9 protein-coding genes and 1 tRNA gene are annotated in these 7,108 nt (G+C 48.2%); 7 read left to right on the plus strand and 3 right to left on the minus strand.

What is annotated here, in order from left to right:
* Positions 1-210 precede the first annotated feature (210 nt).
* Positions 211-1,128 (plus strand): TIGR04168 family protein, encoded by a 918-nt coding sequence (locus JGK39_RS03695; protein WP_293258094.1) that lies wholly within the window; start codon positions 211-213, stop codon positions 1,126-1,128.
* 34 nt (positions 1,129-1,162) lie between these two features.
* Positions 1,163-1,247 (plus strand) — tRNA-Ser (locus JGK39_RS03700).
* Positions 1,248-1,539: 292 nt separating this feature from the next.
* Here the strand turns inward: JGK39_RS03700 and JGK39_RS03705 are convergent.
* Positions 1,540-1,749: a hypothetical protein gene (locus JGK39_RS03705; protein WP_293258092.1), complete on the minus strand. Its 210-nt coding sequence runs from the start codon at positions 1,747-1,749 to the stop codon at positions 1,540-1,542.
* A 329-nt stretch (positions 1,750-2,078) separates the two neighbouring features.
* On the opposite strand from JGK39_RS03705, the gene JGK39_RS03710 reads away from it, so the two are divergent.
* On the plus strand, positions 2,079-2,276 hold the full coding sequence (locus JGK39_RS03710; RefSeq protein ID WP_293258090.1) for a hypothetical protein: 198 nt from the start codon (positions 2,079-2,081) through the stop codon (positions 2,274-2,276).
* A gap of 1,594 nt (positions 2,277-3,870) precedes the next feature.
* Positions 3,871-4,209: a hypothetical protein gene (locus tag JGK39_RS03715; RefSeq protein ID WP_293258088.1), complete on the plus strand. Its 339-nt coding sequence runs from the start codon at positions 3,871-3,873 to the stop codon at positions 4,207-4,209.
* A 558-nt stretch (positions 4,210-4,767) separates the two neighbouring features.
* Here JGK39_RS03715 and JGK39_RS03720 read toward each other — a convergent pair.
* Together JGK39_RS03720 and JGK39_RS03725 are read right to left on the minus strand one after the other, a co-directional pair.
* Positions 4,768-5,184 (minus strand): hypothetical protein, encoded by a 417-nt coding sequence (locus tag JGK39_RS03720; RefSeq protein WP_293258086.1) that lies wholly within the window; start codon positions 5,182-5,184, stop codon positions 4,768-4,770.
* Positions 5,185-5,630: 446 nt separating this feature from the next.
* Positions 5,631-5,762: a hypothetical protein gene (locus tag JGK39_RS03725; RefSeq protein ID WP_293258084.1), complete on the minus strand. Its 132-nt coding sequence runs from the start codon at positions 5,760-5,762 to the stop codon at positions 5,631-5,633.
* 14 nt (positions 5,763-5,776) lie between these two features.
* Between JGK39_RS03725 and JGK39_RS03730 the strand changes: the two genes are divergently transcribed.
* The 3 genes from JGK39_RS03730 to JGK39_RS03735 all read left to right on the plus strand — a co-directional run bounded on the left by JGK39_RS03730 (position 5,777) and on the right by JGK39_RS03735 (position 6,910).
* Complete coding sequence (locus JGK39_RS03730; protein WP_293295832.1) at positions 5,777-5,938, plus strand: hypothetical protein; 162 nt, start codon at positions 5,777-5,779, stop codon at positions 5,936-5,938.
* Between the two features lie 6 nt (positions 5,939-5,944).
* The gene (locus JGK39_RS33535; protein WP_366048691.1) at positions 5,945-6,226 is read left to right on the plus strand and encodes a helix-turn-helix transcriptional regulator; all 282 of its coding nucleotides are present in this window, start codon (positions 5,945-5,947) and stop codon (positions 6,224-6,226) included.
* 198 nt (positions 6,227-6,424) lie between these two features.
* Positions 6,425-6,910 (plus strand): hypothetical protein, encoded by a 486-nt coding sequence (locus JGK39_RS03735; protein WP_293295834.1) that lies wholly within the window; start codon positions 6,425-6,427, stop codon positions 6,908-6,910.
* The last annotated feature ends 198 nt before the right edge of the window (positions 6,911-7,108 follow it).

Consider the following 7,108-nt stretch of genomic DNA (forward strand, 5'->3'; position numbering starts at 1 on the left):
AGAATATTCCGGGGAAGGTGGCGGCTGGACTTAATATTTTGAATTATAGTTGAATTCACCAAAAACGGTGGTAAGCGGGTGGTTGGGTTGAAATAATCTAAAATCTAAAATCTAAAATCTAAAATTGGCTGGGGGAGAGTGCAAAAATGGGTCGCTGTTTCTTATGCTGAATAAGAAGGGGCTAGGGATCGATCGCGCATGACAAATCAAATGAATCAGACTAAATCTATCAAAATTGCGGTGGTGGGGGACGTTCACGATCGCTGGGAAGCTGAAGACGGCGAAGCCCTGAAGCATCTGGGCGTTGATTTGGTGCTGTTTGTGGGAGATTTTGGGAATGAGTCGATAGAGGTGGTGCGGGCGATCGCCCAATTGGACATTCCGAAAGCCGCAGTGTTTGGGAACCACGATGCTTGGTACACCGCGACGGAGTGGGGCCGCAGTCAGTGCCCTTACGATCGCACCGTTGAGAATCGAGTAAAACAGCAGTTAGATTTAATGGGAGAAGCCCACGTCGGTTACGGGAAACGGGATTTTCCAGAATTGGGCGTAACGGTGGTGGGAAGCCGCCCGTTTACTTGGGGGGGTTCGGAGTGGAAGTACAACGATTTTTATTCGGAGTGGTTTGGGGTAGAGAGTTTTGAGGAGTCGGCGAGGCGGATTGCAGAAGCTGCGGCGGATGCGGACTGCGAAAATGTGATTTTTTTGGGTCACACGGGCCCGACGGGGCTGGGAGAGGCTCCTGAAGCTCCCTGCGGGCGTGATTGGAAGCCGCTGGGGGGGGATTGGGGAGACCCGGATTTTGCTGAGGCGATCGATCGAACTCGTAATTCTGGTAAGCAGATACCTCTGGTAACTTTTGGTCATATGCACCACCAACTGCGGCACACTAAGCACGAGTTGCGGAAGTCAGTGGTGAGTGCCAAGGGTACGGTGTATTTGAATGCGGCGAGCGTACCGCGAATTATGGTGGAGAGAGAGTGCTCGAAACTGCGGAATTTCTCGATCGTCCTGCTGAAAAATGGAACAGTGTCGGAAGTATCTTTGGTTTGGCTGGGCGAGGATTTCGCAGTGGAAAGAGAACAAATTCTTTACCGTCCGACAGAATCTGCAACGGCTTGTAGTTAGCGGCAATTGCTGGTATGATAAAATCTATGCGCCTGGAGAGGTGGCAGAGTGGTCGAATGCGCTCGACTTGAAATCGAGTGAGCCGAAAGGTTCCGTGGGTTCAAATCCCACCCTCTCCGTTGCTGAGCCTGCCCCTGAAGCGGGCTTTTTGGCTTCAAACTGTCATCAAAATGGTATCCGGCGGCTTCCAGAAGGTTAACCGTGACTGAAAAAGGAAAAACCCCAATGTGGGCTGTCATGCACTCAATTTCTTTTTCAGCCGAAAGAGAAATATACTCAGTGCCTGATTCGGAACCATTGGTTCCAATTACCGATTTGGTTTGTCTAGTTTTGCTAGTAGGACTTACTAGAGAAACTAGACGTTTTTTGAAAGCTTCCCATGTCGGCCATCCCAGTTCCCGAATTAGCTGGCTAATCCGTTGCTTGCAAACCCCGCAGTAATCTGCGATCGCGGTTAGTGTCAGTTTTTTTCCGCTGGCTGCTGCTTTCTTGGCAAACTGGGCGATCGCCCTTTCCAGTTGCTCGATCGCCGTCCCGGCTTCCGGCGAAATGTCGATCGCCCGCACGACCTTTACCGGGCGATCGAGGCAAAAGTCGCCCAGAAAGTAGATGGTCAAGCATTCTCCTGACCTGCGCTCCGCTCGGAGGCGGCCAAACCCTTGCTCAATCGTTGCGAGTGTGTCAGAGCGGACATACTCGCAAAATTTCTTGTCTACAGATTCTTTGCTGGTAATGAAGCATTTCTTGCTGGTTGCTTCTGTTTGAGTAACTTGTCTTTGTTGTGGCTCTGTTTTAAGGGTCGGCGCGTACCCATTGAGCACCGCAAACTCAGCGGCCAATATCCCGATCGGTCGGCAGGGACTCCCAACTACTGCCAAGCTTTGCGCTTTTTCCCCAAGGTTGCCCCCTCGGCTTCCACTGGTGAACCATAAAAAGTCAAGCTCCCTGCTATGTTTTTTGGGGGCGATAACTATTTCTGGCTGAAGCTTGTCAATGAGGATAGCTACTTTTTTTTGCTGCTCTGGTGTTTGGTTCATTCCCAACCGGCCCAGCCCCAGAATTTGTTGAATTTTAACTTTCGCACCCGCCTGCTGAACTTGCCGAATGTGTGCAATATTTTGGCGATCGATTTTAAGGATTGCAGCTAGTTTCTCAGTGTCGCCAGTTGCATCTAAAAATATATTTGCCCTAGCGCTGTGGGCAATTTCTATCAATCGGCGATCGGGAATCGTAACAGTCAATTTTCCATTCTCAAGGTGCAGGTAGCCCTTGCTGTGACCGAGAACCACCCCGAGAAATGGAATCAGCCACTGTTTTGCGATGGTTTGTGCTTGCTCTGCGAGCTCCTCATCCTTTTTGGCAAACTGCTTCCGCATTCCCACATTCAAATCCGAAAGCGAAATTCCGTGCTCGGAAAGTCCGTGTAATATTTGTTGGACTTGTTCGCCGGGGTTGGTGACGCTGGCGATGGCTTCAAGGTCAATGTCCTCGACCTTTAAAAGGGGAGCCAAAATTTTCAGCACCTCAGCGTGGGGAAATCCCCATTTGGGAATTGGATGTTTGCCTGATAGAAATTCCCACAGTTTTATCAAAGCGTCAGCTAGCCCAAAACCGCAATTGAAATCGGCCGACATTATATTGGCAACGGTGTGTTCAACATCATTGGCGCTGATGGTAATGTGGCGGCAAAATCTAAGTATTTCCGACCACTCCTCCCAAATCAAGACAGTCCCTTTGTTGCCACCTTCCTCTTCATCCATAGCAGCAGCGTAAGGATAGTTGCTAGGTGACGGCAAGCTGTCGGGGTGTGCTCTAAATCTTTCTGCTTTCAGAGTGTTCGATCGCATATGCAGGAAACCGAATTTGTTGCCCGATAGACAGCTTTCAAACTGCGGGCAGGTCGGGCAAACCAAACCTGTCGTGTCGGCTCCCTTGATATTTTTCTCGCGCAGTACACCAATCGTTTCAGTGCGATCGCAAGTCGGCGAAGTTTCCCTCGGCTGTTCTTTAGTAGCTCTCTTCCAATTGCCAAAATTATCTTGGTAAAGCCCTTTATGTCGCGACTCCAAATCCTCCCAAGACGCTAGTGATGGTGTAGTCACGTTGCGGTGCTGCGCGCTTACGTAAATAATGCGATCGCACCCAAAATCCTCTGGCTTGTAAAGTCCGGCATCGTAGCTTTTCCCAGTTCCGGGAGCCGAACTGTCAAAGATAAATTGTCTCCGTTTAGCTGCTGCTACTGTGGCGTTTCTTCTCTCGCCGGCTTGGTATTCGATCGGCTTTTCGTTAGGGAGTAAAAATTTCTCCCGTTTGCCGGCTAGCTTTAATTTCTCGTTTCTCTTGCCAAATCCTTTGAATACTGCTTTGACTGTTGCAAAAACCTGTTTGAAAAACTGGTTAAAAGAATTTCCGCTACGCCTGCGCTGGTTGTTAATTCTTTCCCAGTCCTCAAAGTACAAATAATCAATTTCGTTCCCTTTGCCTGCTCCTGCTGCCAGCAGGTCATCTATTCCTTTCTCACGATCCTCATATTCTTGCCCCCACCAGCCGATCGCTAAGTCGTATTTCCACTCTTTCAACAACCGATAAGTTTTGCGGTAAGCCCCCATCACGTTGGTGTTGTTTACTGCGCCAGCGTCAGGATAAAGCACTACCCGTTTGGTTCCCAGTTCTTCAGATAGTTTGTCGAGTTCTGCCTTGAGTTGTTGAGGGCTGCTGGCAAAATTTCCCCCACTAGCGCCGATGAAAATTTGGTGGCTGAGTGTCGCAGCAACCCACGGTTTTAGTATGCCTTCCGCCAGCCCTATTCCTAAATCTGCCTGGCAAGTTTCGGGGCGACATACAGTTATCGGCATTTCGCCATTCTGCAATTTTGAAGTCGGCCCGTTGAGGCGTTTCCACCACTTGCTCGTTGCCCATTTGTATTTGCTTTCTGCTTTGGCTGTTCGCAGTTGCCAACCAATAATCAGTCCCTCAGAATTCCATGCAGGGCAAATATATCCTTCGTCAATGTTCGAGAGCGAGCGTCCGCCGATGCTCACCCCAGCCAGTCGATCGCTAACTGGATATTGCAGTTTTTGAAATGGCAAAATACTGCAAAACATTCCCCGTTTTATTTGCTCATCAGATAGCCCCCGCCTTTTTAAATCTTGTCTGTGAACCTCAGATAACAATATCTGAGATAAGATTTTTCTGATTTCACAATCGCACTCTTCAATTGACAGCGACCTTGCATTTTCTGCTATCCTGCGCTGCTTCTCTTGTTCCCATTCCTGCCGCCGTTTCTCGCGCTCTTCCTCGGATTGTTCGGCTTCAAGCGAGGCTAAGATGTATATACCGAAGCCGTTAGCGTCAAATTTCTTAAAGTTAAAATCTGGGTTGGGAATGTCGCCCCGACAGAAATATAAGTCCCCAGCTTTGCGACAGTCTTTTCTTTTTCCCACACATACTGGACAATTGTTTTTTAAGTAGGTAAAATGATTCATAGGTTCAACGTAAGTTTTTCAAATTTTCTGGATTGCTAGTTGCTGCTTGGTTAGCCAAGCAGCAATTTACTTGTTAAGGTTCGATCGATCAGGTCGATCTGGTAATCCCTGAGTTTGTACATTGGTTTGGCTGGGTTGGTGAGAGGGCTGAGGCTTAAAACGGGATGGGGTCATATTCGGGATTGATTTGTACTTCTGGTTCCGCTGGTCTTGGTTTTTCGGTATTGGATTTTGGTTGTGGGGAGTTAATGCCAATTCCCAGCAGTTCATCCTCTTTCTCGTCCAAAACCCATCGGGCAAATTCGATTTTTCCGATCGGCGATAGCTTTCCAATCAGGTCGATCGCCTCCTCCAGGCTGTAATCGCCATCAATGCTGAACTCCAGCGGATTGCAGTCGGTTCGATCGTAGTAGTGTAGCGCCAGTACCGCAGCGGCGAGTTTTTCGCTGGGGTTCAAATCCTCGATCGCGCTTTGCAAGCTCAGCATCGTTGCCGTGTCTGCTTCTTGAATTCGAGAAATCTGCTCGTCAAAGTCAATGTCGTCAAGATATGGAACGTTTTCCTGGTTCACGGTTTGAATTTGTTATGGGTATGTTTTTGTTGACTGCTAAGGCTGTATTTGTGATCTATGTCACTTGCCATCGATGGATTTGCTGGCTTGTGAACTTGTCGACCTGAAGTTTTGCCGTACTCCGGGCTTGTCACCAGTTGCAGGTATCTCTTTGCCAGTTTTCTTCCCCGTGGTTCTGGGTAGCTGGTTAAGAAGAGCCGGACTTGCTCCCTGTAAATTTCTGCAATTTCGCTTAGTTTCACCTGCGTCCGTCTCCTTTTTGGGCAGCGGTTCTGATTGATGGTGCGCGGCGATCGCGATCGCCTCCTATGCCCTGGGCGATCGCTGATTTTTGGATTTGCTGGGGAGTTGTCATGTCGGTTGGGTTTGTAAGTAAGTAAGTAAGTAAGCGGCGGAGGCGCCGCAGAGAAAGATATGGGTTGCGAAGAGTCTGTTTTTATAGGCGTTTAAATTTTCATGCGTACCTCCTGTTGAAAGTGCCGTCCATCACCCCTGTCCGGCGGCCGATCGCCTTGTTTGGCGATCGCAAATCCGGTTCCAAGCGCCAACCAAATAATTAGCGATGAAAGAGTTTTCATGGATGCATGGATGCATGGATGCATGGATGGAAGGTTTGGGGGGTTGGCGGGGCGTGTTCGGCGGCGATCGCTTGTTTGCGAGAATGGGGATGGCGACAGAGCTGAGGTTCCAATTCAAGCTCGATCGCTGGTTGTTTATAGGTCGGGTCAATTTGGCTAGTCAATTTGGCTCGTAATTGATTATGACAGAAAAGGAGAAAAGTAAACCTTCACCCAGGAAAGTTACTGTGTTGCGACAATTGCGAGAGCGCGCAGGGTTAAGTAGAGAGCAATTAGTAGCTAGGCTAGATAATCGAATTTCACTGAGAACCTTGCAGCGCTGGGAAAATCTAGGTAACGAGCCGGCTATGACCCGTAAGGATTGGCTTGACCTTTGTGAAGCCTTGAATGTTCGGTGGGATGATTTACCTGTATCGTTGTCAAGCTTTGTGGAGGTCGTACACTCTGACTTGATTGCTGTTTAGCTGACATCGGGATGTCCCGCGATATCCCGATTATTTTTGCCCTGGATATAGCCAAAATGACTAGCTATTTTGACTTATTAGTGATATGATGATTCCATCGCCGAGCAAAGCACCCCAAACCCCTGAGAGACGGCAGCCTCAGTAAAAACGACCTGCCAGGGACTGCAAAGCAAGGTTCAAAATCACCCAAAAACGCTCATGCAACTCACTCCCGAGTATAAAAGCGCTATATTGTCAGCCCTGGAAAAATTCGAGCTCGAATTTTCCGACTTTAGTTTGCCAGACACTGCTGAAACTCTTGTCGAAGTGCTAATCGCCCGATCGATTAGAGAGTTGAAAAAAATGAATGATTTCCTAGCGAAATCTTTCACAGTTTGTTTGCCCCCTCCCAAGAGAAACTCTAAGGTTTCTCTGAGTCACTGGGCGTCTCAAGTCCTTGCCGATGCTCTTAGCTTCAAATCTCAGGACCGCGGCTCATGCTCAGTAGAGGTAACCGCTAAGGAATTACTTCCTTTTGAGGAGGCTGTCCCCGTGGAAACCGAAACTCTCGATCCGGAACCCGCGCCAATTTATAAAATCCGTCTTCTTGGCGAATACGGGATTTCCGAGCATCGGGTAAGTCAAACTCCTCCCTACCTAATAGACCTCTCCAAGAATTGTGAAATCTTTTGTCAGAGCGGATGAGAGCAGTTTTTCATTACTTTTTAATTGCCAGATCAAAGAACGGAATTATCAGGGTTTTCAGCATTTATTGTTGAAATTTTGCTCAATCATAGGAGGTTAAATACTAATTTTATCCAGTTGATTTACTCGCCATATTAACTCGAAAGAACTAAAGCTCCTATGCGGAGTCTTACTAATCCACACACAATTAAAATAACT

This window comes from Microcoleus sp. PH2017_12_PCY_D_A (assembly GCF_020738565.1).
Taxonomy (GTDB): domain Bacteria; phylum Cyanobacteriota; class Cyanobacteriia; order Cyanobacteriales; family Microcoleaceae; genus Microcoleus.

Excerpts from the sequence above, each read along its gene's own strand:
- JGK39_RS33535 (WP_366048691.1), top strand. The coding sequence starts at position 5,945 with ATGACAGAAAAGGAGAAAAGTAAACCTTCACCCAGGAAAGTTACTGTG.
- JGK39_RS03695 (WP_293258094.1), top strand. The coding sequence starts at position 211 with ATGAATCAGACTAAATCTATCAAAATTGCGGTGGTGGGGGACGTTCAC.
- JGK39_RS03730 (WP_293295832.1), top strand. The coding sequence starts at position 5,777 with ATGGATGCATGGATGGAAGGTTTGGGGGGTTGGCGGGGCGTGTTCGGC.
- JGK39_RS03710 (WP_293258090.1), top strand. The coding sequence starts at position 2,079 with ATGTTTTTTGGGGGCGATAACTATTTCTGGCTGAAGCTTGTCAATGAG.
- JGK39_RS03705 (WP_293258092.1), bottom strand. The coding sequence starts at position 1,749 with ATGCTTGACCATCTACTTTCTGGGCGACTTTTGCCTCGATCGCCCGGT.
- JGK39_RS03715 (WP_293258088.1), top strand. The coding sequence starts at position 3,871 with ATGAAAATTTGGTGGCTGAGTGTCGCAGCAACCCACGGTTTTAGTATG.
- JGK39_RS03735 (WP_293295834.1), top strand. The coding sequence starts at position 6,425 with ATGCAACTCACTCCCGAGTATAAAAGCGCTATATTGTCAGCCCTGGAA.
- JGK39_RS03725 (WP_293258084.1), bottom strand. The coding sequence starts at position 5,762 with ATGAAAACTCTTTCATCGCTAATTATTTGGTTGGCGCTTGGAACCGGA.